The organism is Sphingomonas sp. DC5200-1 (assembly GCF_049897245.1).
Classification (GTDB): Bacteria; Pseudomonadota; Alphaproteobacteria; order Sphingomonadales; family Sphingomonadaceae; genus Sphingomonas; species Sphingomonas aquatilis.
Window position 1 is genome coordinate 97,058 of the sequence record NZ_JAFCVW010000007.1, and the last position, 25,899, is coordinate 122,956.

Annotated in this window: 30 protein-coding genes; 15 read left to right on the plus strand and 15 right to left on the minus strand. The window is 63.2% G+C overall.

Features of this window, described 5'->3' with window-relative positions:
* Positions 1 to 126: 126 nt before the first annotated feature.
* Complete coding sequence (locus ACP7A3_RS15790; protein ID WP_426256586.1) at positions 127 to 804, plus strand: sigma-70 family RNA polymerase sigma factor; 678 nt, start codon at positions 127 to 129, stop codon at positions 802 to 804.
* Between the two features lie 166 nt (positions 805 to 970).
* Here the strand turns inward: ACP7A3_RS15790 and ACP7A3_RS15795 are convergent, their stop codons facing one another.
* Genes ACP7A3_RS15795 through ACP7A3_RS15805 form a run of 3 tightly spaced genes read right to left on the minus strand, consistent with a single transcriptional unit; the run spans position 971 to position 1,556 of the window.
* Complete coding sequence (locus ACP7A3_RS15795) at positions 971 to 1,279, minus strand: SDR family oxidoreductase (RefSeq protein ID WP_426256587.1); 309 nt, start codon at positions 1,277 to 1,279, stop codon at positions 971 to 973.
* Positions 1,177 to 1,392, minus strand: a complete 216-nt coding sequence (locus ACP7A3_RS15800) for a hypothetical protein (protein WP_426256588.1) — start codon at positions 1,390 to 1,392, stop codon at positions 1,177 to 1,179. The genes ACP7A3_RS15795 and ACP7A3_RS15800 overlap by 103 nt, the downstream gene beginning before the upstream one ends.
* Positions 1,386 to 1,556, minus strand: a complete 171-nt coding sequence (locus ACP7A3_RS15805; RefSeq protein WP_426256589.1) for an SDR family NAD(P)-dependent oxidoreductase — start codon at positions 1,554 to 1,556, stop codon at positions 1,386 to 1,388. The genes ACP7A3_RS15800 and ACP7A3_RS15805 overlap by 7 nt, the downstream gene beginning before the upstream one ends.
* A 137-nt stretch (positions 1,557 to 1,693) precedes the next feature.
* Between ACP7A3_RS15805 and ACP7A3_RS15810 the strand changes: the two genes are divergently transcribed.
* Complete coding sequence (locus ACP7A3_RS15810; RefSeq protein WP_298273798.1) at positions 1,694 to 1,852, plus strand: hypothetical protein; 159 nt, start codon at positions 1,694 to 1,696, stop codon at positions 1,850 to 1,852.
* Between the two features lie 7 nt (positions 1,853 to 1,859).
* Here the strand turns inward: ACP7A3_RS15810 and ACP7A3_RS15815 are convergent, their stop codons facing one another.
* Entirely contained in the window at positions 1,860 to 3,662 is a 1,803-nt protein-coding gene (locus ACP7A3_RS15815) for a sensor domain-containing diguanylate cyclase (RefSeq protein ID WP_298273873.1), read from the minus strand.
* Positions 3,663 to 3,885: 223 nt separating this feature from the next.
* On the opposite strand from ACP7A3_RS15815, the gene ACP7A3_RS15820 reads away from it, so the two are divergent.
* From ACP7A3_RS15820 to ACP7A3_RS15830, 3 genes are all read left to right on the plus strand, one after another.
* Positions 3,886 to 4,050, plus strand: a complete 165-nt coding sequence (locus ACP7A3_RS15820; RefSeq protein ID WP_156477767.1) for a hypothetical protein — start codon at positions 3,886 to 3,888, stop codon at positions 4,048 to 4,050.
* Positions 4,051 to 4,251: 201 nt separating this feature from the next.
* Positions 4,252 to 5,010 carry a hypothetical protein gene (locus ACP7A3_RS15825; protein WP_052814282.1) on the plus strand — a complete coding sequence of 253 codons (759 nt, stop codon included), beginning with the start codon at positions 4,252 to 4,254 and terminating at the stop codon, positions 5,008 to 5,010.
* Positions 5,007 to 5,654, plus strand: coding sequence for an RES family NAD+ phosphorylase (locus tag ACP7A3_RS15830; RefSeq protein WP_043061441.1), 648 nt, complete (start codon positions 5,007 to 5,009; stop codon positions 5,652 to 5,654). Before ACP7A3_RS15825 ends, ACP7A3_RS15830 begins: the two co-directional genes overlap by 4 nt.
* Before the next feature lie 592 nt (positions 5,655 to 6,246).
* Here ACP7A3_RS15830 and ACP7A3_RS15835 read toward each other — a convergent pair.
* On the minus strand, positions 6,247 to 6,825 hold the full coding sequence (locus tag ACP7A3_RS15835) for a TetR/AcrR family transcriptional regulator (RefSeq protein ID WP_241769373.1): 579 nt from the start codon (positions 6,823 to 6,825) through the stop codon (positions 6,247 to 6,249).
* Positions 6,826 to 6,963: 138 nt separating this feature from the next.
* Here ACP7A3_RS15835 and ACP7A3_RS15840 point away from each other — a divergent pair, with 138 nt between their 5' ends.
* The 3 genes from ACP7A3_RS15840 to ACP7A3_RS15850 all read left to right on the plus strand — a co-directional run bounded on the left by ACP7A3_RS15840 (position 6,964) and on the right by ACP7A3_RS15850 (position 9,822).
* On the plus strand, positions 6,964 to 7,953 hold the full coding sequence (locus tag ACP7A3_RS15840; protein WP_043061439.1) for a zinc-dependent alcohol dehydrogenase family protein: 990 nt from the start codon (positions 6,964 to 6,966) through the stop codon (positions 7,951 to 7,953).
* Between the two features lie 101 nt (positions 7,954 to 8,054).
* Complete coding sequence (locus ACP7A3_RS15845; RefSeq protein ID WP_043061438.1) at positions 8,055 to 9,164, plus strand: S-(hydroxymethyl)glutathione dehydrogenase/class III alcohol dehydrogenase; 1,110 nt, start codon at positions 8,055 to 8,057, stop codon at positions 9,162 to 9,164.
* A gap of 394 nt (positions 9,165 to 9,558) precedes the next feature.
* The gene (locus tag ACP7A3_RS15850) at positions 9,559 to 9,822 is read left to right on the plus strand and encodes a hypothetical protein (RefSeq protein ID WP_043061437.1); all 264 of its coding nucleotides are present in this window, start codon (positions 9,559 to 9,561) and stop codon (positions 9,820 to 9,822) included.
* 148 nt (positions 9,823 to 9,970) lie between these two features.
* Here the strand turns inward: ACP7A3_RS15850 and ACP7A3_RS15855 are convergent, their stop codons facing one another.
* From ACP7A3_RS15855 to ACP7A3_RS15875, 5 genes are all read right to left on the minus strand, one after another.
* Positions 9,971 to 10,264, minus strand: a complete 294-nt coding sequence (locus tag ACP7A3_RS15855) for a putative quinol monooxygenase (RefSeq protein ID WP_037093999.1) — start codon at positions 10,262 to 10,264, stop codon at positions 9,971 to 9,973.
* 111 nt (positions 10,265 to 10,375) lie between these two features.
* Positions 10,376 to 11,116 (minus strand): SDR family oxidoreductase, encoded by a 741-nt coding sequence (locus ACP7A3_RS15860; protein WP_043061436.1) that lies wholly within the window; start codon positions 11,114 to 11,116, stop codon positions 10,376 to 10,378.
* Positions 11,117 to 11,134: 18 nt separating this feature from the next.
* Positions 11,135 to 11,311 carry a hypothetical protein gene (locus tag ACP7A3_RS15865; protein ID WP_156477766.1) on the minus strand — a complete coding sequence of 59 codons (177 nt, stop codon included), beginning with the start codon at positions 11,309 to 11,311 and terminating at the stop codon, positions 11,135 to 11,137.
* Positions 11,312 to 11,321: 10 nt separating this feature from the next.
* Positions 11,322 to 11,618: a putative quinol monooxygenase gene (locus ACP7A3_RS15870; protein ID WP_426256590.1), complete on the minus strand. Its 297-nt coding sequence runs from the start codon at positions 11,616 to 11,618 to the stop codon at positions 11,322 to 11,324.
* Between the two features lie 71 nt (positions 11,619 to 11,689).
* On the minus strand, positions 11,690 to 12,484 hold the full coding sequence (locus ACP7A3_RS15875) for a type 1 glutamine amidotransferase domain-containing protein (protein ID WP_061780455.1): 795 nt from the start codon (positions 12,482 to 12,484) through the stop codon (positions 11,690 to 11,692).
* Positions 12,485 to 12,597: 113 nt separating this feature from the next.
* On the opposite strand from ACP7A3_RS15875, the gene ACP7A3_RS15880 reads away from it, so the two are divergent.
* Entirely contained in the window at positions 12,598 to 13,533 is a 936-nt protein-coding gene (locus ACP7A3_RS15880; RefSeq protein ID WP_043061434.1) for a LysR family transcriptional regulator, read from the plus strand.
* Between the two features lie 84 nt (positions 13,534 to 13,617).
* Entirely contained in the window at positions 13,618 to 14,634 is a 1,017-nt protein-coding gene (locus tag ACP7A3_RS15885; protein ID WP_426256591.1) for a zinc-binding alcohol dehydrogenase family protein, read from the plus strand.
* 218 nt (positions 14,635 to 14,852) lie between these two features.
* Here ACP7A3_RS15885 and ACP7A3_RS15890 read toward each other — a convergent pair whose 3' ends face one another.
* The gene (locus ACP7A3_RS15890) at positions 14,853 to 15,740 is read right to left on the minus strand and encodes a LysR family transcriptional regulator (RefSeq protein ID WP_243403486.1); all 888 of its coding nucleotides are present in this window, start codon (positions 15,738 to 15,740) and stop codon (positions 14,853 to 14,855) included.
* Positions 15,741 to 15,891: 151 nt separating this feature from the next.
* On the opposite strand from ACP7A3_RS15890, the gene ACP7A3_RS15895 reads away from it, so the two are divergent.
* Genes ACP7A3_RS15895 through ACP7A3_RS15905 form a run of 3 tightly spaced genes read left to right on the plus strand, consistent with a single transcriptional unit; the run spans position 15,892 to position 18,423 of the window.
* Positions 15,892 to 16,692 (plus strand): DODA-type extradiol aromatic ring-opening family dioxygenase, encoded by an 801-nt coding sequence (locus ACP7A3_RS15895; RefSeq protein ID WP_174521625.1) that lies wholly within the window; start codon positions 15,892 to 15,894, stop codon positions 16,690 to 16,692.
* 36 nt (positions 16,693 to 16,728) lie between these two features.
* Positions 16,729 to 17,583: an SDR family oxidoreductase gene (locus ACP7A3_RS15900; RefSeq protein ID WP_043061431.1), complete on the plus strand. Its 855-nt coding sequence runs from the start codon at positions 16,729 to 16,731 to the stop codon at positions 17,581 to 17,583.
* A gap of 48 nt (positions 17,584 to 17,631) precedes the next feature.
* Positions 17,632 to 18,423, plus strand: coding sequence for an SDR family NAD(P)-dependent oxidoreductase (locus ACP7A3_RS15905; protein WP_061780454.1), 792 nt, complete (start codon positions 17,632 to 17,634; stop codon positions 18,421 to 18,423).
* A 332-nt stretch (positions 18,424 to 18,755) separates the two neighbouring features.
* On the opposite strand, the gene ACP7A3_RS15910 is transcribed toward ACP7A3_RS15905, so the two are convergent.
* The 4 genes from ACP7A3_RS15910 to ACP7A3_RS15925 form a co-directional block, all read right to left on the minus strand.
* On the minus strand, positions 18,756 to 21,389 hold the full coding sequence (locus ACP7A3_RS15910; RefSeq protein WP_061780453.1) for an AAA family ATPase: 2,634 nt from the start codon (positions 21,387 to 21,389) through the stop codon (positions 18,756 to 18,758).
* The gene (locus ACP7A3_RS15915) at positions 21,386 to 22,501 is read right to left on the minus strand and encodes a metallophosphoesterase family protein (RefSeq protein ID WP_043061447.1); all 1,116 of its coding nucleotides are present in this window, start codon (positions 22,499 to 22,501) and stop codon (positions 21,386 to 21,388) included. The genes ACP7A3_RS15910 and ACP7A3_RS15915 overlap by 4 nt, the downstream gene beginning before the upstream one ends.
* A gap of 78 nt (positions 22,502 to 22,579) precedes the next feature.
* On the minus strand, positions 22,580 to 22,966 hold the full coding sequence (locus ACP7A3_RS15920) for a type II toxin-antitoxin system VapC family toxin (protein WP_043061448.1): 387 nt from the start codon (positions 22,964 to 22,966) through the stop codon (positions 22,580 to 22,582).
* Entirely contained in the window at positions 22,963 to 23,208 is a 246-nt protein-coding gene (locus ACP7A3_RS15925) for an AbrB/MazE/SpoVT family DNA-binding domain-containing protein (RefSeq protein WP_022676113.1), read from the minus strand. Before ACP7A3_RS15925 ends, ACP7A3_RS15920 begins: the two co-directional genes overlap by 4 nt.
* A 1,182-nt stretch (positions 23,209 to 24,390) precedes the next feature.
* Between ACP7A3_RS15925 and ACP7A3_RS15930 the strand changes: the two genes are divergently transcribed.
* Both ACP7A3_RS15930 and ACP7A3_RS15935 read left to right on the plus strand, forming a co-directional pair.
* A complete protein-coding gene (locus ACP7A3_RS15930) occupies positions 24,391 to 24,900 on the plus strand; it encodes a disulfide bond formation protein B (protein WP_052814283.1) in 510 nt (169 codons plus the stop codon).
* 2 nt (positions 24,901 to 24,902) lie between these two features.
* Entirely contained in the window at positions 24,903 to 25,634 is a 732-nt protein-coding gene (locus ACP7A3_RS15935) for a hypothetical protein (RefSeq protein ID WP_043061449.1), read from the plus strand.
* Positions 25,635 to 25,899 lie beyond the last annotated feature (265 nt).

The following is a 25,899-nucleotide window of genomic DNA, read 5'->3' on the forward strand; positions in this document are numbered from 1 at the left end:
GCTTGTTCCGCCGCTAGGGTGTCATCGCCGAAGCTGTGGAACAACCCAAGGGAGGCGACGTTCTCTAATAAGTAAACCAGCCGGTGTATAAACGGCGGTCCGGTTCCATCGAATAAAGGTCGTTGCGTGTACGAGCATCTGGAACACCAACCGCATACACCGCCTGAGGAGTGGTCGGATTTTGGTGCCGCACTTAGCGACCTGATGCCCAAGCTGGCGAGCTATGCGCGATCGCTGGCCCGGAACCCCGATGCTGCGCAGGATCTCGTTCAGGAAACCGTGCTGAAAGCCTGGCGCAGCCGCGCGTCTTTTGAGGCCGGTACAAATTTAAAGGCGTGGACATTCCGGATTCTTCGTAACTCGTTTCTGTCGCAGGTTCGTCGTCGAGGTGCGGTACAGGCGAGCGAGACCGCCGAACTCGTCGATATTCCGGTGGCGTCAAATCAGGAGTCGGTCGTGACGTTAGGCGATGTCCGCCGCTTGTGGCCGCGCCTGACGCCCGAGCAGCAGCGGTGCATCCAATTCGTAGGCATCGAGGGTCTGAGCTATGAGGAGACAGCCACGATCGAGCAGGTGCCTGTCGGCACGATCAAGAGCCGCGTGGTAAGAGGGAGGCAAATGCTGCGTGCGCTACTGGATAATGCGAATAGCGGTGTGGGGCACGGTTCGGAAGCGCAGGTTGTGACATCGAATACAGTTAGTCAGGCTGAACCGTCTACGATCGACGAGGTACACGAGAGACAGATCGAGCTGCTTCGTATCTGGCGAAAAGAGCGCGCGGCTGCTCGCTATCTGGCAGGCTGAAATCGGCCCGGTCGGTTCATCCCGGTCTGGTGGCGCCAATCTGATATCAGATCGACCAGCAGTCGTCTTGCCGCTGGCGACAGCGCACAAAAGCACGAGGCGACCGCGGTTGGTCGAGCGGATTTAGCCTCATGGCCTGTCCTACCAGCCAGCATCCTCCAGAGCATCATGCGCTACCTGGCTTCCGATCTGCTCCTCCTTCCACTTCTTGGCATCCAGGCGTTTCCCCGTCACCGCCACGGCAGCGTCGGAGCAGAGCCAGAGCAGCGGCGGCACCACGATCTCGGGTGACAGCAACCCGTGGCGTGCGCTGTCCGGCAATCCTTTCGGGGATCATGCCGGTCATCGTCGCTCCTCCTGGCAGGAGCGCGTTCACGGTGATGCCGCGGTCCGCAAGGTCCTGCGCCCAGATCGCGGTCTCCGATTCAAGTGCCGCTTTGGAGGGGCCATAGGGCGAGAAGCCGCGTCGCCGCATCGTCTCGCGGGCATTGAAATGTTGCCGATCCGGCCGCCTCCCGTTTCCAGCATGGCAGGGACCGCGGCACACGCCATCAGGAAGGGGCCGTTGACGTTGGTGTCGATCACCATGCGCCAAGTGTCAGGGCTACCTTCCAGAAGCGGGTCGGCTCGGTCATAAAAGTGTCGCTCACATATTTCGTGCCGCGTCCGGCATTGTTGACCAGAATATCGAGCCTGCCGAACTGCGCGACCGCCTCATGCACCACCGCGGCACAGTCCTCCGCCCGCGTCACGTCCGCGAGCAGCAGGCGTACCCGCGCCTCGCCGCTTGCCCGCTCGGCTTGTCGTTGAGGACTGTGCCCGGTTCATCTCGTCCGCCGCCATCAAGGCGCAGCGGCTGGCACTTGTCCTTGGCCCTGGACTGGCCTGGATGCAGGCGAAGCGCATGATCGTCCGGGAGAGGGTCGCGGCGTTCGACGATCCGGTCAAAGCTTCCGCCTGGTTGCTTTCAGGCGAGCCGATGCTGGAGCGCCCGATCGATGAGGTACTTCTCGCAAAAACGCGGCAGGCCAGGCACGACCTGAGATGATCATCGGTCAGGCGGCAAGCCTCAGAACATTCCGCCCTTCGCGCTTTGCGACATAAAGAGCCTGATCCGCGCGATTGAGCAGGCTTTCGCATTGTTCACCGGTTGCCAACTCTGCTACCCCGACGCTGATCGTCACACGCGGGTTGGTGCCACCCGCCTCGATCGCGGCTCGCACGCGCTCTGCGACCATCATCGCCACCGCCGCGGTGGCGTCGGGCAGTACGATCACGAACTCCTCGCCGCCGAATCGTCCGATCGTATCGGCACTGCGCAGCTCTCCGCCCGCGTCGGCCGCGACGCGCTTCAACACTTCGTCGCCGGCCTGATGGCCATAGGTGTCATTGATCCGCTTGAAGTGATCGATGTCGAACATCGCGACCGCTACCGATCGGCCGCTGTCGCATGACGCCCGCACCGCCTCTTCGAGCGCGAAGGTCGTTCGGCGCCGATTGGCGATCCCGGTCAACTGGTCGGTTTCGGCCATGATCGTCGCCTTCGCTGCGGCATCCTCCGCGCGTTGACGGGCTTCCTCCAGAGCCGCCTCATGGGCGACCTGTGCTGTGATGTCCTGGATGATGCCGAACAGAGCCGGAGTGCTGTCGTCCGCAGCGCCGTCGATCTCGCCCCTTGAGAACACGTGCCGTACCTCGCCGTCCGGTCGCACGATGCGGGCCGTGAAAGCGAAGCCGTGCTTGTCTCGGATCGCTTCTTCCAGACGCTCCGAAACGAGTGCCCGATCATCGACGTGGTACGCCTCGATCGCGGCATCCAAGGCGGGCGGGACGTCGCCGTCGACCCCGTGAATGCGAAACACCTCACGCGACCAGGTGATTGTCCCACTCGCAGTATCAAGCCGCCAGTGCCCGACCTGCGCGGCGCTTTCAGCGAGCTGGAGCAGCCGCATCTTCTCGGCCACCTGCTCGGTGAGCCTGCTGCGGACGGCGAGGAGAGTCGCTACCGGCAAAGCCGAAGCAAACAGGGCAAGAAGGTAGAATTGCATAAACAGGCTGCGTGCGAGCGGCCCGGCATCGACCAACACGTGCGGACCTGATCCGGTACTGATCGCGACCGTGCTGACCCCGGTCACGATGAGCACCCCTCCGGCTGCGCCTAACGGGCCGAGACGGAAGGTAGCCGCCAGGACCGCCATCATCGGCACGAACAGGAGGGGATAGCTGGATTGAGAGAAGGTCAGCTCGGCGACGATTGCGACCAACGCGAACATACCTGTGGCGTCGAGGACGGCCTTGCCCGTTGGCCGACCACTGCCCCCTCGGACGATCCGATCGAAAATCAAGATCAAAGGAGTTACGATCAATATGCCCAAGAGATCAGTCGTGAACCACGAGAACCAGAAGCTGACCGATGGCACGGGTGTCAGGATAACCGCGACGGTCGCTGCTGCGATCGTCGCGACCAATGCAGCCAAGCAGAAGTGGGTCAGGCTGCCGGGATCGACGAAAGATACGCGGGAACGGCTGCGTGTCCGCAACAGCCACGCGGCTAGAACCGATTCGCCCATGTTGGCGACGGTGAAGCCCACCGAGGTCGTAAATGCATTGCCGGCGTGGAGATTAGCGACGAGGCTTCCAATCGCAGCAGCCACGACATGCCACGCGATCCGCTGGCGCGGTGTTGCCAACAGAACTGCGAAAAAGATGCCGCTCGATGGCCAAAGCGTTGCGATGCCATCGGTGCCGCGGGTGAGGAAAAGCGAAACGACGCCGGCCAGATAGTAGGCGACTCCGGTCAGAGCCGGGGTGAGAAGTCGACGCAGTGGACCTGCGACGTAGGCGGCAGCGCGAACCATCGGCAAGGCATAGAGCCGATGAGTTAACGACTGGTTGGTTGGACCTCCGCGACGGCCAGTCAGGACCTACGCCCTACAACCGATCCGCGTCAAACTTTACATAATCATTATTATCGGACTAGCAAATCTGCTCTGCGGCGGAAGCACTTAGGCCGCTCTACCGGCACTCACCCGATCAGCGACACCCGCTCGCGCTGGCGTGCTTCGGCTCGGCGAGCCACGCATGAAACTGCGCCAGAATGTCGGCAACGTCCAGTCCCATTTGCCGATGGTGCATTGGCCACGAGCGCGCAGCGGCGCCAACCAGTCCTTGCAGTTCTGGATCAACATCGCCTGGACCCATTTCGGCGTGCTAGCGAGCAGCCATTCCAGTGATGGCCAGTCATAGGCGGGCCGTACCCGCAATTAGGCGGCTGACCGGCTCATCCGAAGCAGTGCGATATCCAGCGTCCCGTTTCAGGAGAACCAACACGCGCCCTGCCCGGCCACTCTCTTTTTCCAGGAAGAGGGGTTACCGGAAAATACAATGAGGGTGACGAAGCCGGTTAGATCGCTTATATGTTAGCTAGACTAACCGTAGGAGCTGCTCATGGCGACCCTCGCCAACGCCGTTGATCCGGGTGCCTTTGCCAATCTGGTGTTCGCCAGCTTGGTCGAGACCGCACGCAACAAGCCAGCCAAACAGCGTGGATCCGAGCCGGCGCCTACGGTCGACGAAACCTTATATATAGCGCCCACGGTTGAGGGCTTCTCCGCACAATATCGCACCGCCGTCGATCACGCGCTGGAGCAGCTAGCTGAAGCCGGTATTGCAACTGATCCGGATCGGCAGGCGCTCTACGCCATCGTCGACAAGCTGCTGCCCGACATTCGCACCCGACACCTCGAGCGCAAGATCGAGCAGCTCCTCGATGTGTTGGCCGACACGCATGACCCGATGGCGGAATTTCACACTGCGGTCGCGGCCGATAACACCGCGATCCGGCAGCGCTTCCTTCAGGAGGTCGAGACGCTTACCTCGGTCGAGGTTGCCGCGCGCGCCGGGCACGAAGCCAAGAACCGCCACCAGACGGCCGCGCGCTGGAAGGCGCAGGCCCGTGTCTTCGCCGTCCCCTATCAGGGGCAGGATCGCTTTCCCGCGTTCCAGTTCGATGCCGACGGCAAACCCCTTCCGCTAATCCGGCAGGTTCTCGCGGCCCTCCCCGCGAACCGCACGCCATGGCAAGTTGCTTTCTGGTTCGTATCGTCCAACTCATGGCTTGGTGGTCCCGCACCCATTGAGCGGTTCGACGAACCAGCAGCCGTTCTCGAGGCGGCAGCCCACGAAGGTGATGAGATCAGCGGGTGACGGCCCTCGCTCCGACAGGCATCGTTGCGAAACCGCCGACCGCCTTCCCGACCCACGTTACCGACCTACCGGTGGGGACGGTGCTTTGGCGCATTCACGCCGAGAAGCTTGCCGGAGACGCGTTCAATCCGGGTTTCGGCGCTTCGCGCTTCGCGCCGATCGGCCCGGTGCGCAAGCGGGTGCCGACGGCCTATGCCGCAGACGGGTTTGAGGCTGCGGTGTACGATACGATCTTCCACGATCTCGATTCCACGCAGACCTTCAAGACCTTTGCGCTGAGCAGGCTTGCCGATGTTCGCTGCTCGGTACTCCGGGTCGCCAGCCCGCTGGTGCTTCGCTCCTTTCTCGCGCCCGATCTGATGAAGCTGGGCGTCGCCCGTACCCAGCTGATCGACACGCCCGCGCGCGAATTTCCGGACACGCGGCGCTGGTCTGCGGCACTGCATCGCAAAGACGCCGCCACGCATGGGATGGTCTGGGAGTCTCGCCCCTATCCCTCGTCGCAGGCGATGATGTTGTTCGGCGATCGCGTGCCGCCTGGTGCGCTAAGCGTGGTCAGCACGTCTGGCATCGATGGTGATCCGGGGCTCGCCATGCGCTTCAAGGCGCTTGCCGATCGCTCCGGCGTGACCCTTGTCGCGTAAGATGGGAGCGAAATTTGCGGTAAAATAACGCCGTGCTGACGCTCCCGCAGGTGGGGTATCGTGGTATATGTATCTCCTAATCGACGCGTAGCGCCGGCTGCCAAGATCAGGAGCACGGGCCGTCGCGTTCCGGCCTCAAGGCCTCGTGTCCGTCACCAAGGTGGCGACCTTAAAATCGGATTGGCCTGTGGGCACACATCAAGGCGCGCGCGACACGTAAGTTCTTGCGATCAACCACCGTCTGAGCTCAACTTGCTTCTAAGAATGCATTGAGGGGGCGAACCAGTGGCGACGAATCCTTCCGAGAGGGTAGAAGCAGACCGATCTGTGATCCTGCGAGACCTCGCCGAAGACGCCTTGGCGACGTTCGAGCGGATCGTCGAGGCGGCTCTAGCTCGACACCGGCGCGTAGCTCGGCGATCTCATCGGATCGCCGCTCAGCACGTTCACCCATCTTCCAGGTGCCTTGACCCATTGAAGGAACCACTTCCCCGCCGAGCAATGTCACGTGTTTCATGTGCTTTCGTCCAATGAGATGAGTTCGACTGTTCGGTCGCGGGAGGCGGATTGGCAGATGACCACCATGTAACGATCATATCGCGGCCGGCCATCGATCGAGTGCCATTTTGGCGATGGAGAGCAGTTCGTTGATCGTAGCGCCGTCGCGCGCCTGAACGGACATGCCTTCCATGACCGTATTGATGAATTTGCCTAGCACGGCCGGATCGGTGTTGGCCGCAAGCTCGCCCTGCGCGGCGCCGCGTTGCAGACGCTCGATCAGGAGAGCCTCCGCCGCGATACGCTTGTCGCGCAGCAGGCATTCGATGGCGGCGGACGCCGGCGAAACGGCTGCCGCTGCCGAATACATGAAGCAGCCGGCCGGCGTTCCAGGTTCCGAGAATGATGACGCCGCTCGTTCCAGCAGGCCTTTGACGGCCTCGTAGGTGGACAACGCCGGATCGTTGATGGGTGAATAGAGGTGGACGCTGAACGTCGCGGCGTAGCGCTCGATCACCGCCGCAAACAGCCCCGCCTTGTTGTCAAACGCTGCATAGAGACTGGCAGCGGCGACGCCAGTCTCCGCCACCAGATCGGCCATCGATGTCGCCTCGTAGCCGCGCTGCCAGAACAGCCGCACCGCCTTGTCGAGCGCAGCGTCAGTGTCGAACACACGAGGGCGACCTGCGCGGCGACGGGCTTTCGTCTCTGTCATCTTTCGTGCACGATATGGAACGATCGATAAATAATATCTTGAAACGGGTGGTCCGTCTCCTTACAGAACGATCATTCAATAATCAAGGATTTTACAATGAGCCGCATCGTCCGCATCCACGAATATGGCGACGCCAGCGTCCTCAGGATTGAAGATGTGGCAGTCCCCGCGCCCGCGGCCGACGAAGTGCAGATCGCGGTGAAGGCGATAGGCATAAACCGCGCCGAGGTGATGTTCCGCAACCATGCCTACCTTCAGGAAGCCGAGTTCCCGAGCCGCCTTGGCTATGAGGCTGCCGGCACTGTCGTTACGGTCGGCGCGGACGTGACCGGGTTTGCGGAAGGCGAAGCCGTCAGCGTCATCCCCCCGCTCGATATCGCGCGCTGGGGCACTTATGGCGAGGTCGCCAACGTGCCCGCCCGCCTCGTCGTCAAGCATCCGGTGGCGCTGACGTTCGAGGAAGCGGCGGCCGTGTGGATGCAGTATGTCACCGCCTGGGGTGCGCTGGTGGAGCAGGCGAAACTCGGCGAGGGCGATTTCGTCATCGTCACTGCTGCCTCCAGCAGCGTCGGCCTTGCTGCCTTCCAGATTGCGCGGATGGTCGGCGCGACGGTAATCGCGACGACGCGTACCGGCGCCAAGCGCCAGGCCCTGATCGATGCCGGTGCACATCATGTCGTCGCGACCGGGGAAGAGGATCTGGTAGCGAGGGTGATGGAGATAACCGATGGTCAGGGTGCGCGCGTGGTGCTCGATCCGGTCGGAGGCCCGTCGTTCGAGCCGCTGACCGAGAGCATGGCACGCGGCGGCATCCTGCTCGAATATGGCGCGCTCAGCGGCGAACCGACGCCGTTCCCGTTGTTCTCCGTGCTGGGCAAGAGTCTCACGCTCAAGGGGTATCTCTACAGCGAGATCGTCTCGGACGATGCCGCCCTCGATCGCGCCAAGGCGTTCATCGTGGCGGGTCTGGAATCGGGCGCGCTCAAGCCGCGGATCGCGCGCACTTTCCCGCTCGACGCGATCCAGGACGCTCACCGCTTCCTCGAATCGAACGACCAGGTCGGCAAGGTCGTCGTTACGGTCTGACCTGCATACCGGGGGGAGTGAGCGATCGCTCCCCCACGAATTTGCGCTGACGCGACGGCCTCGCACCAGCAATCGGTTTAACTCAACGAGGGTATCCCAACATGAAATCTCGCGCCGCTGTAGCCTTCGAGGCGGGCAAGCCACTCGAAATCGTCGAGATCGATGTCGCCCCACCCCGGAAAGGCGAAGTCCTCATACGGGTGACGCACACCGGTGTGTGCCACACCGACGCGTACACGCTGGCGGGGAGTGATCCGGAGGGTGTTTTCCCGGTGGTTCTGGGCCACGAGGGCGCGGGCATCGTTGTCGAGGTCGGAGAAGGCGTCACCAGCGTCGGACCGGGCGATCACGTGATTCCGCTCTACACCGCCGAATGCGGCAAGTGCGACTTCTGCCTGTCGGGCAAGACCAACCTGTGCGTCGCTGTCCGCGAAACGCAAGGCAAGGGCTTGATGCCCGATGGGACCACGCGCTTTTCTTACAATGGTCAGCCCCTCTATCATTACATGGGCTGTTCAACCTTCAGTGAATATACTGTCGTCGCCGAAGTCTCGCTCGCCAAGATCAATCCCGAGGCAAACCCCGAACATGTCTGCCTGCTCGGCTGCGGCGTCACGACCGGCATCGGCGCAGTCCACAATACCGCCAAGGTCCAGCCGGGAGACTCGGTCGCCGTGTTCGGCCTCGGCGGCATCGGCCTCGCGGCGATTCAGGGTGCGCGCCAGGCGAAGGCGGGTCGCATCATCGCCATCGACACCAATCCATCCAAGTTCGAGCTGGCACGCCAGTTCGGTGCTACCGAGTGCATCAACCCCAAGGACCATGACAAGCCTATCCAGCAAGTGCTGATCGAGATGACGGGCTGGGGCATCGATCATACCTTCGAGTGCATCGGCAACGTCCACGTCATGCGCGCCGCGCTTGAATCAGCGCACCGTGGCTGGGGTCAGTCGATCGTGATTGGCGTTGCCGGCGCGGGCGAGGAAATCTCCACCCGCCCATTCCAGCTCGTCACGGGCCGCGTATGGAAGGGGTCCGCTTTCGGTGGCGTCAAGGGACGGACACAGCTCCCCGGCATGGTCGAGGATGCGATGAGAGGCGATATCGATCTGGCCCCATTCGTAACCCACACGATGGGTTTGGAGGAGATCAACGAGGCCTTCGAACTGATGCACGAAGGCAAGTCGATCCGCACGGTCATTCACTACTGACCCGCCGATCCGAAGCGGCGCGAGGCGCTCGGATCGACAACTCGGCCGTCATCATGGCCCGACCCCGGCCATGATGAAGCGCGCTCTGGCAAATGGGCAACGCGTCGCGATGCGGTAACAAGCGCCGAAGTACGGTCGTTACATGCCGATAGCGGCACGGACCAGGGCCGCCCAGCCCAGGCGCTTACCAGCGGAGTGTGTGTGGCCTCGTCGCGCGACCCAACAGGGAAAATGGTTTTATCGTAACCTTTGTCCACTGCTGGAAAAATACTTCAAAGGTGCCGAATATCGGGCCAGCCTGACCTTTGGATGTATTGAGTCGGAAAAGCATTCATCTGTTCCCCGACTGTGATGAACCACGGGCCGCACGGGCGGATAGGGCAGGAAGACTGAATTGAAGAGCAAGGATATTCACGCGACGACGCCGGCCACCGATCATGGGCATACGGGGCTGCCCGCTTGCGTGCAGGTTCGCGGCGCGCGCCAGAATAACCTCAAAAATATTGACGTCGATGTACCGCGCGACGCCTTCGTGGTGTTCACCGGCATATCGGGCTCGGGCAAGTCATCGCTCGCGTTCGGCACCCTCCCGCGAACGAATGGTGCCGTCACGTCGCGACCCATCAACGGCGCCTTATCGTTAAATTCAGAGATATGATAAGTGCAGAAGACAAGGTCATCCACTATTGCGGATGACCTGCCATATTCATCTATTCATTTCCCGATACGGCCGGGCCACCCATTCCGGATAGAAACACGAACCTTACCCTGCAGTCAGACAGCAGCTTAGGGTGCCGACCGCTCGGCTATTTCGCGGCCAGCAGGGTGAACTTGTGAATTTGCGGCGGTTCAGAAAAAAGTTCTTCTGCCTTGTCCATCAGTGCGGCGGCAACCTTGCCGTCGAGATGGGCTTGCCGATCCTCCTCTGTGTCGAACGTATCGAAGATCGCGTACGCACCGGGACCTTCCTCGATCGCATACCAGGTCAGAGTGCCCGCCTCAGCTTGAACGAGCGGCAATGCCGAGGTCAGGAAATTGGCGACATCACGCTCTTTTCCGGGCTTGGCCTTCAGTGGTACATACAGGGCAAGTTTGGGCATAAATGACTCCTCAAGTGAAACCGACAGTCATTATTCGGCAGAGTAACGGAAGAGCGGGCCGCTACGTTCCCCATGAGGCGGAGCAAACGCGGCCCCGCCTCCTCGTCGAAATCAGAACTGCTGTGCGGTCGGCCGGATGACGATCGCGTTGACGTCGACGTCATCAGGTTGTTCGACAGCGAACGCGATAGCACGCGCCACCGATGCCGCCGGGATGGCCTGCTTGTAGAAGTCCAGCACCGTCTCAGCAGCCGTACCCGACGTCGTGAACTTCAGGTCGCTCTCGACGGCTCCGGGCTCGATCGACGTGACGCGGACCTTCTCGCCCACCTCCTGGCGAAGACCTTCGCTGATCGCGCTGACGGCGAACTTGGTGCCGGAATAGACCGTGCCGCCCGGGGCGAAGACCTTGATGCCGGCGACCGAACTCAGGTTGATGATGTGGCCGCTGCCCTGCTCCAGGAAGCCGGGAAGAGCCGCGGCGATGCCGTAGAGCGTGCCCTTCAAATTGACGTCGATCATCTGGTCCCACTCGTCGGTGTTGACCTCGGCCATCGGACGGATCGGCATCAGACCGGCGTTGTTGATCAGTACGTCGAGACGGCCGAAGTCGGCGACGATCGCGGCGACGACGGTCTGGACCGCCGACTTGTCGGTGACGTCGAGCGCATAGGCGCGTGCCGTTCCGCCGTTCTCGGCGATCTGCGCGACGACCTCGTCGAGCTTGTCCTTGCGCCGTGCGGCGATGGCGACCTTCGCACCGCGTTCGGCGAGAAGACGCGCGGTCTCGGCGCCGATGCCGGTGCTCCCGCCGGTGATGAGAACAACCTTGCCTTCGATACCTTTGGTCATGACTGTGTTTCCTTCACTTCAGATGTTGATTTTTCGCTGCGTCGCGGCCCCGCGCCAGCGGTAGCCGCGTGGATGAACGAGGCCGATAAGGCCCGCGCGAAGCGCAGGTGCCAACAGGCCGATCATCCGCAGCTCCTCTATGTAGAACGGTTGTGCCAGCAGCGCCGACCCCACCCATTCTTTAAGCTTGCCCATGGCAGCACCCTTAGGTCGCGGAGACGGGGTTGAGGACAAACGTGGCGCGCTCGGCCAGATCGCCGATCTGAGAGAGGTAGTTTTGGAAGTGGGGCGTCGCGCGGTGGGCGGTAACCGCATCCGCGTCCGCGTACAGCTCGTCGAGGACGAAGCGGTTCGGATCGCTCTGGTCCTGCCAGAGATCGTAGCGCAAATTGCCCGGTTCGGCACTGCTTGGCTTTAGCATGGCGTCGAGCAGAGCGCGCAGGCGGTCGACGGTATCCGCACGGGCGGTTAGGACGGCGACGATCTTCACGTTGGCGGTCATGGCACCATATCCTGTCCTGGTTATATCCGAAGCGGGGCGCATCCTGAGCGCCCCGCCCGTCATCCTGGTACTCACGCAGCGGCGCGATCGAGGGCTTCGATCAAAGCGTCGGCCATGGCTTGGTCCGACGCCGGATTCTGACCCGTGATCAGCTCCCGGTCCACGACGACATTCGAAGCGAAGTTCTTGTCGGTGACAGAGACGTCGCCACCGGCCGACCGCAGCGCCTTTTCCATGTCGAAGAAGAGCTCGCCCTTCAGCACTTGCTCCTCAGCGATCTTCTCCTCGCTCGCCGAGAAGACGGTCATGCGGTAGCCTGAGTAGATCCAGTCTCGCGCCAGGTCGGCCGCCCCGGCGTCATCGCCTTCCTCCAGCGCCTTGCGGAAGGCCGGAGCATCGTCGAGCGTAGAAACAACGACCACCGGTCCGTGGCAGAGGAGCGCGGTCGGCTTGGCCGCCGCGTGGAAGTGACGGAGGATCGTGCCCGCATCGCGGTCCTGCATCAGATCGACGATGGGCGCGTGACCTCCCGGCACGAACACGCCAACGAAGCCGTCCAGACCCTCGTCGACGACCGATTTCAGCGTGCGGACGTCGTTCATGGCCGGGTGGCTGGCGAAGAAGTCCTTGGCGCGCTGGTATGCCGCCTCATCACCGCCAAAGTGGTCCTTCGTGTCGGAACCGGCATCGATGTGCGGCTTGGTCCCATTGGGCGTAGCGAGAACAATATCATAGCCGGCGTCGAGCAGTGCCAGCGCGGGGACTGCCGTTTCGTTGAGATACTGACCGACCGTTGCGGTACTGCCGCCACGCAGACCGAGCTGTGTCGCGTTCGATCCAAGAACGAGAACCTGACCCTTGCTCATCTGAACCTCCATGTTCGCGGCGCCCGTCGCCGATGGATGGGAAATGGGCCTAGTTGATATATTCTAGAAGTTTATCTTTCTAATGTCAGATATACGTCTGACAGGATGACTGCGTGCGCTACGATCTGAACCTGCTGCCGATCTTCGTGGCGTTGATGGAGGAGCGCAGCGTCACGCGGGCCGCCGAGCGAATGGGCATGACACAGCCCGCCCTGTCTAATGCCCTATCGCGTCTACGACTGATGCTTCAGGACCAACTGTTCGTCCGCGAGCGCTACGGCATCCAGCCGACCCCGATCGCGCTTGAACTCTCACCGCTGATCGCCGAGGCACTCGCGCAGCTTGACGACGCGGTCCTCGGTCAGCAGGCCTTCGATCCCGCACAGGCCGAACGGCTCTTCACCATCGCGCCGAACGGCTATGTCGAGTTCGTCCTGGTCCCCGCTGTCGTGGCGCGCCTGGAGAAGGTCGCGCCCGGCATCAAGCTCCGCCTGACGCCCTACGGCAACGATCTTGTGGAAACAGGCGTCGTGTCGGGCACGACGGCGCTCGTGCTGGGCCGCATCGTCGATCCGCCCGACAACCTCGTCGTCCAGCACCTGATGGACGAAGGGCTCGCCTGCGCCGTCCGCGCCGACCATCCGGGCGTCGGCGATGCCATGACGCGCGAGCAGTTCGAGGCGATGAAGCACGTCAACATCGTGCCGCCCGGACGGATGCGCGCCGGGCTGTTCCAGGCGCTGGCGCAACAGCAGCTGAAGCGCGACGTCGCAATCTCCGTGACAAACTTCTTCGCGGTAGCCGAGATGGTGGCGGTGACCGACTATTGCGCCACCTTGCCCTCGCTCATCTGCAGGCGGCTGATGCACGACCCCCGGCTGAAGATCCTGCCGGCTCCGGTCGACCTTGGCAGCTTTCCCGTGGAAATGGCTTGGCACGTCCGCTATCGGCATGATCCCGCACACCGCTGGCTACGGGCGCTGATCGGCGCGGTCATCACTGACCTCACGGGGAAGACGGCAGCGGCAGCCACGCCGTCGCCAGCCTGAGGACGATGTCGAACCGCGACGTCGCTTGTGCGTATCCCGTAGGTAACAAAATTCGCTATATAGCCTCTGACGATAGGATTTATCATGCGCGCAATCGGCTACCAGCAGCCCGGAACGATCGATCGCACAGAAGCTCTCGTCGATATCGAACTTCCCGATCCCAACGCTACCGGCCGTGATCTCCTCGTCGAGGTCAAGGCTGTCTCGGTAAACCCGGTTGACACGAAGGTGCGCGCTGGCTCGGGTTCGATCCACGGTGATTGGCGCGTCCTGGGTTGGGATGCCGCCGGTGTCGTTCGCGCGGTTGGCCCTGATGTGCGCGGCTTCGAACCGGGCGACGAGGTGTTCTACGCGGGTAGCATCGGCCGCGATGGGACCAACGCCGAGTTGCACTTGGTCGACGAGCGCATTGTCGGGAAGAAGCCGGCTAGCCTCGATTGGGCAGAGGCAGCGGCGTTGCCGCTGACGGCGATCACTGCGTGGGAGGCCCTCTTCGAGCGATTGTCCGTGCGTACTCCTGTAGCTGGTGCAGCACATGCGCTGTTGATTGTCGGGGGTGCCGGCGGGGTAGGCTCGATGGCAATCCAGCTTGCTCGCCAGGTACCCGAGCTGATCGTCATTGCGACAGCCTCGCGCCCTGAAACGCAGGCCTGGGTGGCCGAGCTCGGTGCGCACCATGTCATCGATCATCGCCAGCCGCTGGCTCGGCAAGTGGCGAATTTGGGCATTGGCGCGCCGGCTTTCGTCTTCTCGACCACGCACACCGACGAGCATATCGAGCAGATCGCCGAGATGATCGCCCCGCAGGGACGTTTTGCGCTCATCGACGACCCCAAGACGCTCGATGTCGTACCATTCAAACGCAAGTCGGTGTCGACCCACTGGGAGTTCATGTTCACCCGGTCCATGTTCGAGACCGCTGATATGGAAACGCAGGGTCAGATCCTGTCGACCATCGCCAGCCTCGTGGACGCCGGCGACGTGCGCACCACCCTCACCGAACGGTTCTCCCCCATCAACGCCGCGAACCTCAAGCGTGCGCACCAGGCGCTTGAGAGCACTACCGCACGCGGCAAGATCGTCATCGAGGGTTGGCAGTGATGCGGTTCACGCTCACCCGCAACGTCCGCCGTGCCCGCGGCCCCCGCCGCACCAACTGAAAAGGACCAAGCCTCGGCGTTATCGATGCCAGCCATGTGCGGTTGTGGGCGTCGCTTTCGCTGGGTCACTGATATCTACAATCATAAAAGACCGTGATGTTTTGAGATAGCAGACGCGGTCCTCGGGTGAAAACTCGGGACGTCTGCTAGCTCGGCCTCTCACCAATCGGTGCCAAGAGCGGGGAGTGCTTCGGCTAAGAAGTCAATCCACGCCCGCGTCTTGGCGGCGGGGCGCCGCGTCGGGTGTGTGATGGCATATGCCGCTCCCAGCATCATAGGCGGCTCGTCCAGCTCAAGCTCGCTCAATTGGCCGGCGCGAAGCGCCTCTGCCGCAATAAAGCGTGGCCCATAGACCAGCCCTTGGCCCGCGATGGCAGCGCGAACCAAGGCCTCGCCATTGTCGGAACACATCGATCCTGAGATCGGCACCTTGATCGTCCCGTCTTTGCCGAACGCCCACGATGTCGTTCCTGCAAGCGACGCGTTGGTGTGGCCCAGGCAATCGTGATCGCCGAGATCGGCCAGGCGGGTTGGCGTTCCCCGCCTCGCCAAATAAGAGGGTGCGGCACACAACACGACGCGCATCGCCACGAGCTTGCGGGCAACAAGCGCACTGTTGGCGAGGCGCCCGATCCGTACGGCGACATCCCAACGTTCTTCCAGCAGGTCGACGTAACGATCGTTGAAGCCCAGTTCGATCGTCACTTCGGGATGACGTGCGGAGAAAGCAGGGATGAGTGAGGCAAGGTGCAGAACGCCGAAGGTGGCGGGCGCACTGACGCGCAGCAGTCCCTGCGCGGTGATCGACCGCGACGATGCCTCCGCCTCGGCTTCTCCGATCTCCATCAGGATACGTTCGGCCTTTTCGAAATAGTCGGTGCCTGCCTCGGTCAGCGACAGCCGACGCGTCGAGCGCTGGATCAGCGTGGTGCCGAGCCGCGCTTCGAGGGCGTCTAGGTGCTTGGCCGCCATCGCCGGCGACATGTGCAGATCGCGTGCGGCAGCAGAGATGCCACCGAGCCTGATCGCCCGGACGAACACGTCCATACCCGTCAATCGATCAGCCATGATTTCCTACCCGTGGTTGAAGCTGATCCTTCTACGCGAACGATTATCATTGCGCGATATCGGGCACATATTCCGGTCAACAGATCGAACAATGATCCAGGCGGCTTCCGTGGCGCCTGCACCGGAGTGTATGACCATGAGCGTCCAGCCTACCTACTTCATCCCGCATGGCGGCGGCCCCTGCTTCTTCATGGACGATCCGCGCGGCGTGTGGAGCGGTATGGAAGCGTTCCTGCGCAGCCTGCCGAACTCGCTTGCCGAGAAGCCCAAGGCCATCCTCGTCGTCTCGGGACACTGGGAGACGGACGGCTTCGCCTTCACCGGCGCCGAACGGCCCGAGCTGATCTACGACTATTACAACTTCCCGCCCCATACCTATCAGCTGCGCTACGACGTGCCGGGCGCACCAGCGCTCGCCGCCCGTGCCGCGGCTCTGCTCAAGGATGCGGGCATCCCCTCGTCTGTCGACCCGAAGCGGGGCCTGGATCACGGCGTGTTCGTGCCCCTCAAGGTCGCCTTTCCGGATGCGGACATTCCGCTGATCGAGATGTCCGTCGAGCGCGGGCTGGACCCGGCCCTCCATGTCGCTGCGGGCCGCGCCCTTGCGCCGCTGCGTGAGGAAGGTGTGCTGATCCTAGGTTCGGGCATGAGCTTCCATAACATGCGCGCCTATGGCGATCCGCGCTCGACGCCCGGCTCGCAGGCGTTCGACCAGTGGCTGGCCGAAAGCATGGAGCTGGACGGCCCACAGCGGGCCGAGCGTCTTACGCAATGGGCCGATGCGCCCTCGGCGCGGTTCGCCCATCCCCCGGCCAAGGAGGAGCATCTGCTGCCCCTGATGGTCGCGGCCGGCGCGGCCGAAGGCGAAGGCGCCCGGGTCTATGCCGAGGAAGTGCTGTCGACCGCCATCTCCGGCTTCCGTTTCAACTGATCTCAACTCTCAACGCGTCATCGAAGGAGAATTGTCATGACCATCGCCGTCACCGGCGCGACCGGCCAGCTTGGCCGCCTCGTCATCGAAAGCCTGAAGCGCAAGTCGACCGGCGAGCCGATCGTGGCGCTGGTGCGCTCGCCCGAGAAGGCCAGCGATCTGGGCGTCGAGGCACGCGCGTTCGATTACGCGCAGCCCGAGACGCTTGCTCCGGCACTGGCCGGGGTCGACACGCTGCTCCTGATCTCGTCGAGCGAAGTCGGGCAGCGCGAGCCGCAGCACCGCAACGTCATTGAGGCCGCCAAGCAGGCGGGCATCAAGCGTATCGTCTACACCAGCCTGCTCCACACCGACCGCTCGCCGATCAGCCTAGGCGAGGAGCACCGTGCGACCGAAGCGATGCTGGCATCCTCCGGCATCCCGACGACCCTCCTGCGTAATGGCTGGTACACCGAGAACTACACGGGCTCGATCCCGGCGGCTCTGGAGAATGGCGCGTTCGTCGGCAGCGCTGGCGAGGGACGCCTGTCGCTCGCGACCCGTGCCGATTATGCCGAGGCCGCAGCCGTCGTGCTGACCAGCGAGGGCCATGAGGGCAAGACCTATGAGCTGGCTGGTGACGACGCGGTGACGCTTGCCGACCTTGCCGCCGAGATCTCGCGCCAGACGGGTCGCGACATCCCGTACCGCGACCTGCCGCAGGCCGACTACGCTGCGATCCTGAAGCAGGTCGGCCTGCCCGAGGGCTTCGCCGAAGGGCTCGCGGCGTGGGACGTCGATGCCTCGAACGGCGCGCTGTTCGATGACGGCCATCAGCTCTCGAAGCTGATCGGACGTCCGACGACGCCGCTGGCCGACGCCGTGCGGGCGCAACTCGCCGCGCAGGGCTGACGTTACGCAATCCTCCGACGGTTAAAAAGCCATCCCTGGAGATAGCGCATGAACATCGACCTTTCCGGCAAAACAGCGCTCGTGACCGGTTCGACCGCCGGTATCGGCTTCGCAATCGCGAAGGGGCTGGCGGCAGCCGGGGCGATCGTCGTCCTGAACGGGCGCGACGAGAGCCGCACCCAGGAGGCGGTGGCCAGGCTGAAGCGTGAGGTCGGGGATGCCGATGTGCGCGGTGTAGCCGGAGACGTTGGAACGGAAGCCGGATGCGATGCCATCGTATCCGCGCTTCCGGCGGTCGACATCCTGGTCAACAATGCCGGCATCTTCGGCCCGCAGGACTTTTTCGAGACGCCTGACGCGGAATGGGAACGCTTCTTCAAGGTCAATGTGCTGTCGGGCGTACGCCTGTCCCGGGCCTATCTGCCGCGGATGCGCGACAAGGGCTGGGGTCGCGTGCTGTTCCTGTCCTCGGAGTCGGGCCTGAACATCCCGGCGGACATGATCCACTACGGCGTGACCAAGACCGCCGACCTCGCCCTGTCGCGTGGCCTCGCCAAGCGCATGGCGGGTACGGGTGTAACGGTGAATGCTATCCTTCCCGGTCCGACGCTCTCGGAGGGCGTATCCGAGATGCTGGCGGATGCGGTCGCCTCGGGCAAATCGTTGGAAGAGGCCGGCGCCGATTTCGTCAAGGCACACCGATCGTCCTCGATCATCCAGCGCGCTGCCACGGTCGAGGAAGTCGCCAACCTGTGCGTGTACATCGCCTCTCCACAAGCGTCCGCGACCACCGGTGCGGCGCTACGCGTTGACGGCGGTGTGGTGGATACGATCGCCTGACTTTCAGTTTGTCCTATCCCGATTGGGAAGGGCGGCCAGCACTACCAATGCGCGAGTTGCACGACATACGGCAAGGCGGGTGCCGTTTCCCGAACTGCTTGTCGAGCGTGGCGAAACGGAAAGCCAGACCGCCAGAAAATCGACCGGGGCTGTTGAAAAATGCGCCGCTGGTGGCCGGTCCGGTTGAGGGCGAGATGACACCCCAAGGTTTCGGGATCCCGTCTCGCATGGGATCCCAATCGGAACGGGGGCCGCGGTAGCCAACGTCAGCTATGCGCCTTGCTTTACCCAAAAGCGGCCGGTCCGCTAACCACCAGAATTTCTAGGTTCCGTTACCGACCTCCCGCCAGGCTAATCCGGTTACCAAGATGGCGAAAGGCGCGATCACGACAGGTAAGCAGGATGACCTGCATTCGCGTTGCTGCCTCCGTCAGAATCTCGGTCATAAGATCGAGGCGGGTATCGTCCGAATAGACCAGCGGGTCGTCCAGGATCAGCGAGACCGGCATGCCCTGCTCGAGGAGCATGTCGGCAAAGGCAAGCCGCGTGAGGACTGCCAGCTGTTCCTGCGTGCCCCTGGAGAGATCGCCGCAACCCTCGGCTAATCCGCCCCGCGCAATCGACGCCAGGCCAAGGTCGTCGCCAAAGCCGGGGTCCGCGCCCGGCAGCAGCCGTTCGATGTGCCGGCGCGCACGCCGCGCCACAGGCCCGACGAACGTCCGTGACGTCTCGGCGCGTGCGCTCTCCAAAGTGTCGCGAAGCAACTTCAGCGTTTCGGCTTCCTGCGTCACACGTGCCAGATTGGCAGCTGCGGCATCAGCCTCCTCACGCGCAACTGCGGCGCGGTCGGCCAGCCCCTTGCCGCCTTCCGCCTCGATCCGCGCCTCGAGCCCGGCAATCACCTTTTCCAGGTCGGTACGCTGGGCCCGGGCCACCTCGACCCGCTTGTCCAGCAGTCCGATCTGCCGTTCGATCGTCACAACGTCATGCGCAGTCGCCGCGCGTTCGGCATCCTGCAGGTTGACGAGCGCTGCCGCCTCCTGCTGGCGCGCATCGCGCAAAGCGTCGTCAAGCGAGGCCACCTCGGACTTGGCTTCCAGGGTGGCAAGCTGGGCCGCGACATTCAGCGCATCCCGCTCGGCGCCAGCTTCCTGAACCATCAATGGAGCATTGCGCGCCTCCACCTCGCGCAACTGCTCGGATGCCACCGCATCGACACCTTCAGCCTTTGCCAGCGCTATATCCGCCTCACGTGACGCGATCGTCAGCGCCTCGACGTCTGGTTCTTCGCCACTCCCCTCCCCTTCCGCGCCTTCCCGCAATCCGGCGATGAAAAGTTTCAGGGCCGAAGCACCCGCCTCGACGTCGAGCAGCGTCACGGCAGGCGTGATCCCGGCGATCCGCGCTTCAAGCGTGCGAAGGTTGGCGACCGCGTCTCGTGCCGCCTCGTTACGATCACGAGCCGCAGCGACACTCTCCACCCCGTGCTCAGCCAAGGCTGAGTTCAGATCATCGGTCGCATTGGCGAGTGCCGTCTCGGCGCCTTGCAGCCCGACCGGCGGACGGATGATCAGTTCGGCATCGCCCAGTCTGATGCGCGTCTCGCGAGACAGCATGCGGTCTCCACGCTCCGCCGCAGCTCCGTCGATCGTCAGACCGCTGACATCACCGGCGAACTCTATCCGCGTCGCACCGGCATCCATAGCCGCCCGCGCCTTGTCCACGGCACGTTCACGTTCTTCGAGGGCCTTGATGACGGTGGCAGGGATCGTCGCAGTCGCGAGCTGTCGCGTCGCTTCGTATTCGGCCTCCAGCCCAACCAACTCGGTATAACGCCGTCGTGCCTCGCCGATTGCCCCCCGGCGCTCGCGCTCCGCAGCCCGAATCCGAGCAGCATCAAGTGCCGCGTGAGCGGTCCGCCGAGTGTCACGAGCACGGGTTAGCAGCTCACGGGCTATCCTCGCTCTTTCCTGTGCGGCCGCCAGCTCCCCGACCAAGCCGGATCGACTATCCCGTGCCTTGCTGAGCGCCGTAGCCGTGTCGCTGACAGCTTTGCGGGCGGTTGCGAGGCGCGATGCGAGATCCTCAAGGGCCCTGACGCGTTCGACAAGGCGGCCGTGCTCTGCGCGGCGTGTGTCGAGCAGCTGAGCGGCAGAGCGCGCCACATCGAGCTGGCCTACCAGCGTCCGACGCTGCTCAGCATCGGTGGTATCGGCAAGATCGCGGTCTAGCACCTTTAGCCGCGCTCGCGCAGCCTCGAGATCGGAGAAGCCTTGTTCCAAGGCGGCAAGCCGAGTGGCCGCCTCGCTCGCGGCGCGTTGTGCTGCCTCATGCTCGTCGCGTGCCGCGGTCTGGCGACCGGTCGGCCGACCGCTGTTGGTCCAGTATTCCGCGAACTGGCTGTCGATGCGGGGACGAACACGCTGGTAGGCGGCACCGCCCATGATCGTGCCGACCTCAGCTTCCAGCGTAGCGCGAACGCTGTCGCGCACGATCTCACCCGGCGCCGTCACTTCAAGCGCCTGTGCCTGCCCGACCCACAGCAGGCCGAGTGCGCCGTGGGCGGCCGCGTCGCCGCCCTGGCTGGTGTCGCGACGCGCACCGAGCAGTGCTTGCAGCTGCGCCTCGGCATCCTCGCCCTGCGCACGCCCGTTCGGTCCCCGAACCTCAACCGAAGCACTTTTCAGGAAGCGCTTGCTGACTTCCCACGCCTCACCTTTCGCCTCGAAGCCGATCTCGATCTGCGGAGCGACGGCCTCACCGTAAGGCGCATAGCTACGCGCAAGCCGGTTGGCGGTGTTGTGCCGGATGAAGAAGGCGGCGCGCATCGCTTCCAGCAGCGTCGACTTACCAGTTTCGTTGGGCTCGATGATGACGTTGAGCCCGTTGGTCAGCCCGTCGAGCACGAAGGGGTCGCGGTATTTGCGGAAGTTTGAAAGCGCAACGCGCCGGATTCGAAGGCTCATGCCGCGTCCTGCCCACGCTGATGTTCCACAAACAGGCGCTCAAGCGCGCGCCTGGCAATGGCGCCGTCGCTGCCACCGGCCTCTATCATGCTCATCAGCTTGCCCGCGGCCGTACCTATCATTCCCTCGACCCGCAGGTCTGCCAAATCCTGTTCGCTCGGCCGACCGACGAGATCGTCGGCGGTAACCACCAGATGGCGCAGGCGATGGCGCAGGTCATTGTCGAGACGCGCAAGGATCGCGATACGATCGGACAAACTGACGATACCCGAGAGCGAGAGCTGCAGGAGGGTTGCCGATGGTTCGACCTGCGCAAGCAGCCGGTCGCACTCGGCGGCAAAGCCCTCCGCGTCGGCCACCGTCCACGAGCGCATCAGCCACTGGAACCTGCCAGTACGGATTGGCGATACCGACGGCTCCGCCCCTGCCTCAAGCGTCACGAGCAGAGCGTAGCCCGGCTCATCCCGCTGGAAGCGGTCGGTTTCTGGCGTTCCTGAGTACCAGGTGCGCGCATCGACCCTGAGGCTCCCGTGCCAGTCGCCGAGCGCAAGATAGTCGAGGTTGGAGCGCTGCGCGCGATCAGGTGCGATCTGGTTCTGCGCCTCGCCGCGCGACGAGAAGTCGCGGATCGAGCCGTGAGCGAGACCGATGCGCGAGCGCGCGCCTGGCGTCTCCATCGTGTCGAACAGCGCGGTTGGATCGTCGAGATTGTGCCGGTGGGTTAGCGGTGCCGGCAGCAGCCACTGCCCGGGCTCCAACTCGCATGGCACCGGCTCGGCGAGGACGCGGACATTGGCGGCGCCCTTGGCGCGGACACGGTCCCACAAGCCGCTATTGCGGGCGAAGTCGTGGTTGCCGGGCAGCAGCCACCAGGTACAGGCATAGCGCTGCATTCGCGATACCGCCTGCACGATCACACGGTCTTCTGGTCCTTCGGTATCGAACACATCGCCGGCGACCAGTACGTGCCTGACCTCATGCTCCGCTGCCGCCTTGCCGATCGCGTCAATCGCATCGAATCGGGCTTCGCTGAGGGCAGCGCGCACATCGCTGTCGAAGCGGCCGTATGGCTTGCCGAGTTGCCAGTCTGCTGTGTGGATCAGGCGTAGCATCGAAACCTTCTGGCGGTGTGGGCCATGGCAGTCGAGCCGAGCCCCCTACCCGCTCCCCTAACCCTTGACCGTACGAAGTCAGCGGATCGCGACAACCTTGACCTCGACGGCGTCGGCGACCTTCTTCCAATTCTGGTCGCTGGTCCATGCGGGCAGACCGTCGCGCCGTGCGAGTGCCAGGCAGAAACGGTCACCGAGACTGAGCCCCGCCTCGGCTGTGGCCGCCCGCAACCGCCCAGCGATCTGCGCGAGCGCCTTGTCGGCCGGCACGACCGTCAGCGGCAATGGATCAAGCATCGCATCGACTTCGCGCTCGGGCATGCCGGCATGGACGAAGTGGCTGACGACCTCGGCATAGTTGACGCTGCTCACTCGCGCGCCACCGATTTCCGCCGCAACTTTTGCCGCGCCGCGCTCGCCCTTGAGCATCGCGATGATCGCAGACGCGTCAAGCACCACGCTCATTCGCCGCTCTCTTCCCGACGTCGGGCGAGAAAAGCGTCAACAGAAGCGTCAGGGTTACCGCCGGTGTACTGCTTGGCCAGGGCTTGGGCACGTGCCACTGCCTGACTTGCTGTTCGCAAGACCACACCATCTTCGGTTTCGTCGAGGTAGACCGCACCACCGCCACTCAGACCGAGGCGCTTCCGGACGTCCGCTGGCAGACTCATGCGCCCGTTAGGGGTAATATTAATTTGCAAGGTCATGTTAGCACGTCAGCCCCGATGCACCACTTCGATGCAATATAGCTAAAACGTCCGCCTACGACAACAATGTCGCTCTTGCGCCTATCTTCCACTCCAATGTCATGCTTGTCCTTACGTGTCACACCGCTACGATCCTGCCAGATGCGCTTTTTAGGAGGTGCGTTTTGGGTATACCCGTATAGCACTACCGGGTCTCAGTACACTTTCCGTGTGCTACAGGTTCAAAGGTACCACTCTCAATTTTGGTGCGTTTTGCATGCGATGAGCTAGCTATAAAAGACCATACGCACCGATCCATAGATCCGAAGCGCCCGATCATCGTCGACCCGTAAGACGGGATCGATTTCTTTCTCGCCAGTAGCCCGCGGTGTGTCACGTGGCACACCGTTGGTCGCGGAAGCCGAACCTCGCGCCGCGATCCACGCGGTAGCGGCGTCGATGCGTTTCAAGGCGGGCGCTGGGGCTACCGCACCGAACGGCCACGGTGCCGGCGGGCCCGTGTTCCTCGCGAAGGGCACACCATCGGACTACCTGTGGATCCCGGACATTTGAAAGTTTGGCCGCTCCCCGGATGGATGGGGCGAGACGTACGTGTCGCGCCGCTGGTCGTCGGTGTGAACACGCTCGCGGCATCAAGCACCAACTCTCCGGTCGAAAGCCCACAACCTGCATGACACGGCGTTGAACGTCATGTACCCCGTCATCATGGGTATGCTCCAACAACCATGTTCGCGCCATCTGGCGATATGGTTCGCGGTGCTCGCGATCGCAGCAAGACTCGTCGTCCCGAGCGGCTTCATGCCGCAGAGGGCGGGCAACCACGTGGTCATGGCGGTTTGCACGAGCTCTGGTCCGCTGGTGACCCTCGTTCAGGTTCCGGGTGCGTCGACGGACACGCGCGACGGCTCCGAATCCATCCGCCCTGCGTCACCGTGCTCGGTCTCCGCCACGGACACCTCGATCTGCTCGGCGGTCGATCCGGTCCTACTGACTGCCGCCCTCGCTTTCATCATCAAGACGTCGATCTTCCACGCCGTACGAAGCACTGTGCCGGCTCCTCCACGTCTTCGTCCTCCACTACGGGGACCACCCTCGACCCGCTAGGCATCGGTCAGGCGGCATCCTCTGCGTCCGCCGCCTCCAACCATAATTCCATGACCGATGGAAGATTCGAAAGGTCGCATGACGCCTCCGGTCCGCGGATGGCGCGCGACCAGACTCGACCTAAGCGAGGAACATACCTTCATGCTCAGCCAACGTCACAGCGAGACAACGCTCGCAGCCATCAGCACCAAACGCTTCCTGCTCCTGGCAGGGCTTGTATCGATCCTGATCAGCGTCGCCACTTGGACGTTGGATCTCACACAGGCGACCTACGCCTGTCCGTTCTGTCGAGTCCAACGTTCGGCGATCGGTATCCTGGGGATACTGATTCTGCTTCTCCCGTACGGCAATCGGTTCTTCCTCCGGTATGCCGCAGTCGCTGTTGCCACGCTCGGGTTGGGCGTCGGCATGATGCAGAACTTCAATGGCGGCTGGCTCGCGATGTTCAAAGGGACGTTCAAGCTTCATGATCCGATCTGGTTCGACTCGACGATCCTCTCGTCGTGCGCCATCGTGATCATGTCCTTTCAGCTCGGGATCATCTTCGAGGTCTCGGCGAGGCAGACGCTTCGGACGGAGAGGGCCTGATCATGCTGAAGTCGACGGTGGCATGCATCGCATGGCTCTTGATGGTCGCGCCCGCGGCGGCCGAGCCGACGCAGATCGTCGTGCGGGTAATCAGCCAGGACGGGAAGTTCGTCGGCGATCACACGGGAGGAGCATCCATCACGCTGCGCGAGGTGAAATCGGGCAGGGTGCTCGCACGCGGCGTCACAAGGGGCGGGACGGGCGACACGGAGCGGATCATGGAGGCGTCTCGACGCAGCCCTTCGATCGCGCTTGCCGATGCCGCATCCTACAAGGTCACTCTCGATCTCGGCGAGCCGACGCTCGTTGACCTTGAGGTGGAGGGCCCCATAGGTCGTCCTCGATCCAGGATCAGCGTGAGATCGCAGCGCTGGATCGTCCCAGGCGTGCCGGTGACGGCAGGCAATGGCTGGCTTGTCGAGCTTCCGGGGCTCGCGATCACGCCCACCATATCGACGCAGGGCCGATCGGTTTTGATCACGGCCAAGGTCGAGCTGATGTGCGGCTGCCCGATAACTCCCGATGGACCTTGGCCATCCGCCGATTACGCCGTCACTGCGAGCATCTGGAGCGGGCGCCACGAACTGGCGAGCGCGCCGCTTGCGTTCACCGCGGCGCCTGGGACGTTCAGTGGGCGCATCGCCCTACCGCGAGCCGGGAAGGCGAAGATCTACGTCAACGCCGTGAACGGCCGAACGGGCAACTCGGGACTGGCGACCGTCAGGTTGCCGTGAGCCAAGGCGCTGCGCGTGGGAAACCGAAGCGCGCAGCGCCTCCGTCGATTGACGAGCTATTGATGAGGATCCGCCATGTCCAAACCTCAATTGCGGATCGGCAGGGGAAATATGCAAATCCGCTAAAGAATAGTTCCACTGGCATGAGCCGGATCGAACGCCATCGCATGTATGAGAGGACCTGTGGCTTCTGATGATGCAGCGCAGGTAAGACCTGCATCATCGCATTAGATGCACCTTTCTTCGACGAACACGCTCCCGCACC

Coding starts and splice junctions, on each gene's coding strand:
- ACP7A3_RS15795 (WP_426256587.1), bottom strand. CDS start 1,279: ATGCGGCGACGCGGCTTCTCGCCCTATGGCCCCTCCAAAGCGGCACTT.
- ACP7A3_RS15800 (WP_426256588.1), bottom strand. CDS start 1,392: ATGGTGATCGACACCAACGTCAACGGCCCCTTCCTGATGGCGTGTGCC.
- ACP7A3_RS15810 (WP_298273798.1), top strand. CDS start 1,694: ATGCAGGCGAAGCGCATGATCGTCCGGGAGAGGGTCGCGGCGTTCGAC.
- ACP7A3_RS15815 (WP_298273873.1), bottom strand. CDS start 3,662: ATGGTTCGCGCTGCCGCCTACGTCGCAGGTCCACTGCGTCGACTTCTC.
- ACP7A3_RS15820 (WP_156477767.1), top strand. CDS start 3,886: ATGAAACTGCGCCAGAATGTCGGCAACGTCCAGTCCCATTTGCCGATG.
- ACP7A3_RS15825 (WP_052814282.1), top strand. CDS start 4,252: ATGGCGACCCTCGCCAACGCCGTTGATCCGGGTGCCTTTGCCAATCTG.
- ACP7A3_RS15840 (WP_043061439.1), top strand. CDS start 6,964: ATGAGCCGCATCGTCCGCATCCACGAATATGGCGACGCCAGCGTCCTC.
- ACP7A3_RS15845 (WP_043061438.1), top strand. CDS start 8,055: ATGAAATCTCGCGCCGCTGTAGCCTTCGAGGCGGGCAAGCCACTCGAA.
- ACP7A3_RS15855 (WP_037093999.1), bottom strand. CDS start 10,264: ATGCCCAAACTTGCCCTGTATGTACCACTGAAGGCCAAGCCCGGAAAA.
- ACP7A3_RS15860 (WP_043061436.1), bottom strand. CDS start 11,116: ATGACCAAAGGTATCGAAGGCAAGGTTGTTCTCATCACCGGCGGGAGC.
- ACP7A3_RS15865 (WP_156477766.1), bottom strand. CDS start 11,311: ATGGGCAAGCTTAAAGAATGGGTGGGGTCGGCGCTGCTGGCACAACCG.
- ACP7A3_RS15870 (WP_426256590.1), bottom strand. CDS start 11,618: ATGACCGCCAACGTGAAGATCGTCGCCGTCCTAACCGCCCGTGCGGAT.
- ACP7A3_RS15875 (WP_061780455.1), bottom strand. CDS start 12,484: ATGAGCAAGGGTCAGGTTCTCGTTCTTGGATCGAACGCGACACAGCTC.
- ACP7A3_RS15885 (WP_426256591.1), top strand. CDS start 13,618: ATGCGCGCAATCGGCTACCAGCAGCCCGGAACGATCGATCGCACAGAA.
- ACP7A3_RS15890 (WP_243403486.1), bottom strand. CDS start 15,740: ATGGACGTGTTCGTCCGGGCGATCAGGCTCGGTGGCATCTCTGCTGCC.
- ACP7A3_RS15895 (WP_174521625.1), top strand. CDS start 15,892: ATGACCATGAGCGTCCAGCCTACCTACTTCATCCCGCATGGCGGCGGC.
- ACP7A3_RS15900 (WP_043061431.1), top strand. CDS start 16,729: ATGACCATCGCCGTCACCGGCGCGACCGGCCAGCTTGGCCGCCTCGTC.
- ACP7A3_RS15905 (WP_061780454.1), top strand. CDS start 17,632: ATGAACATCGACCTTTCCGGCAAAACAGCGCTCGTGACCGGTTCGACC.
- ACP7A3_RS15910 (WP_061780453.1), bottom strand. CDS start 21,389: ATGAGCCTTCGAATCCGGCGCGTTGCGCTTTCAAACTTCCGCAAATAC.
- ACP7A3_RS15915 (WP_043061447.1), bottom strand. CDS start 22,501: ATGCTACGCCTGATCCACACAGCAGACTGGCAACTCGGCAAGCCATAC.
- ACP7A3_RS15920 (WP_043061448.1), bottom strand. CDS start 22,966: ATGAGCGTGGTGCTTGACGCGTCTGCGATCATCGCGATGCTCAAGGGC.
- ACP7A3_RS15925 (WP_022676113.1), bottom strand. CDS start 23,208: ATGACCTTGCAAATTAATATTACCCCTAACGGGCGCATGAGTCTGCCA.
- ACP7A3_RS15930 (WP_052814283.1), top strand. CDS start 24,391: ATGACGCCTCCGGTCCGCGGATGGCGCGCGACCAGACTCGACCTAAGC.
- ACP7A3_RS15935 (WP_043061449.1), top strand. CDS start 24,903: ATGCTGAAGTCGACGGTGGCATGCATCGCATGGCTCTTGATGGTCGCG.